3 protein-coding genes are annotated in these 2,133 nt (G+C 75.7%); 1 reads left to right on the top strand and 2 read right to left on the bottom strand.

Annotated elements, in window-relative coordinates; translation table 11 throughout:
* On the top strand, positions 1 to 861 hold an 861-nt coding region (locus tag AOK24_RS43645; protein ID WP_159052225.1), incomplete at its 5' end, for an MSCRAMM family protein.
* Positions 862 to 963: 102 nt separating this feature from the next.
* Here AOK24_RS43645 and AOK24_RS43640 read toward each other — a convergent pair.
* Both AOK24_RS43640 and AOK24_RS43635 read right to left on the bottom strand, forming a co-directional pair.
* The gene (locus AOK24_RS43640; protein ID WP_055725368.1) at positions 964 to 1,470 is read right to left on the bottom strand and encodes a GNAT family N-acetyltransferase; all 507 of its coding nucleotides are present in this window, start codon (positions 1,468 to 1,470) and stop codon (positions 964 to 966) included.
* Positions 1,471 to 1,502: 32 nt separating this feature from the next.
* On the bottom strand, positions 1,503 to 2,133 hold a 631-nt coding region (locus AOK24_RS43635; RefSeq protein WP_107104185.1), incomplete at its 5' end, for an NADPH-dependent F420 reductase.

Genomic DNA, 2,133 nt, shown 5'->3' with positions numbered 1-2,133 from the left:
GGCGTACGCGGCTCGGACAGGGCTGTCTTCGGCACCGCCGGCTCGGGCGCAGGCGGCTCCTTCACGCCCGCTCCCGGCGCGTCGACTCCCCCCGCCGGCACCGGACTTGCCGTCTCCGGCCGCGTCCACGGCACCGAGTCCGCCCCCGTCCCCCACGCCGCCGTCACCCTGATCTCGCTCGGCGGACGCCAGCTCGGCCGGGCCGTCTCCCGTGCCGACGGGTCGTACGCGGTGGACGTGCCCGGCGCCGGGAGCTACGTCCTCGTCGTCTCCGCCGAGGGGTACCGGCCCCGGGCGGTGACCGTCACCGTCGGCGGGGAGCCGGTGGCCTGCGACGTGCCGCTGGCCGGGGCGAGCGGGCTGGCCGGGACGGTTCGCGCGGTGGGTGGACGAGAGCCGGTGGCGGGCGCGTTGGTCGTGACCGCCGATGTGCGCGGAGAGGTGATCGCGACCGGCGTGACCGGGGCCGACGGCGGGTTCGGGTTCGGCGGGCTCGGGCCGGGGCCGGTGACCGTCGCGGTGAGCGCGGACGGGTTCCGGCCGGTCGCGCTGCCCGTCGAGGTCGCGGTGAGCGGGATGACACGGGCCGAGGTCGAGCTGGCGCCGGGGGCGCGGGTACGGGGCGTGGTGACCGCGTCAGGGCGGCCGGTGGACGCCGCTTCGGTGACCCTCGTCGACGCGGCCGGCAACGTCGTCGCGTCCGCCGTCACCGGAGCGGACGGCGGGTACGCGTTCACGGATCTCGACGGCGGCGCCTACACGGTGACCGCGACCGGGTACCCGCCGCGGGCCGGCCAGGTCACCGTGGGCGGGGCCGGGGTCGACGGGTACGACATCGAGCTGTCGTATCCCGGGGAGTGAGGCGCACGCCGTAGACGCGGGTGGGCGCGGCGAGCGTCTGGCACCTGCGCACGCCGTGGACGCGGGTGGGCGGCGGTGTTCCGGCCGCCGCCCGCCCCGGTGTCACGCCGCCGGCGGTGCCGCGTAACAGTGCACGGTCACCGTCTGCCACGCACTCCACCGCTGCTCGACCGTCGCCAGGAGCTTCCAGCCCAGCCGTTCGTACAGCGCCGCGGCGGCCGTGTCGGTCGCCACGACGTCGAGCACCGGGTGGAGTCCGCGCTCCCGCGCCTCCGCGACCGCCCGTTCCATGAGCTGTGCGCCGATGCCGTGGCCGCGCGCCGAGGGGGCGACGAACAGGCGGCTGACGACGGCCGTCGTACCGGGGTCGCCCCACAGGCCGGGAGCCACGTCCCCCTCGCCGCCGGGGTTGAGCGCGATGTGGCCGACGGTCCGCCCGTCGAGCACGGCGACCCACGCGCCCAGCCCCGACGCCTGGCTCAGCCAACGCCCCGGGTGCTCCGGCCAGTTGACGGGATAGCCGTCCTGCCGGTGGACGTCAGCGAGGGCTTCGACGCAGGCGGCGACATCGTCGTCCGTACGTGGCCTGACCGTGTTCTCGGTGTTCACCGCCGCATCGAAGCACAGCCCTTCCGGGGGTTCTACCGCGTTTCCGGGAACGCGAGTCCCTCCGGAACCACACCGCCCGCCGGGCCCCGCACGGCGGAGTCGGCCAGGTGGCGGACGCGGTCGGCGGGGACGGTGACGCCGGGCGCCTCCTGGGCCCAGCCGAACCATTCCGCCGGGGACAGCCCCTCCGGCGCCTCGCCGACGTACGGCTTGACGTAGACCGGCGACTCCGGCTCGACGCGCCAGCTCTCCGCGAGCGTGCCGACGTCGACGGCGTCCCAGCCGAGCGCGTCGAGGAGGTCGGCGGCCTCCTTCTTGGCGGCCGGGTCGTCCCCGGCGACGGGCACGGCGATCCGCTCGGGGTCCCCCGCAGGCCGGTGCCGGTCCAGGATGTCCTGGGCGTACGTACCGTTGAACACCTTCACCACATCGTGCCCGAGGTGATTCGAAACCCACCGGCTCTCCGTGATCCCGCCGTCCTCGATCTCCCCGATCCGCCCGTCCCGCTCACGCGGGTAGTAGTTGTTCGTGTCGACGACGACAGCCCCCTCGGCCGCCCCGGCGAGCACATCGTCCGGCAGCCCGGGGATCGCCTTGAGCGGAATGGTCACGACGACGACCTCGGCCCCCTTGGCCGCGTCCCCCACGGCGACGGCCGTCGCC

It is taken from the genome of Streptomyces niveiscabiei, from assembly GCF_001419795.1.
Lineage (GTDB): Bacteria > Actinomycetota > Actinomycetes > Streptomycetales > Streptomycetaceae > Streptomyces > Streptomyces niveiscabiei.
Note: the sequence above shows the minus strand (reverse complement) of the source record. Positions and strands in the feature narration are given on the sequence as shown.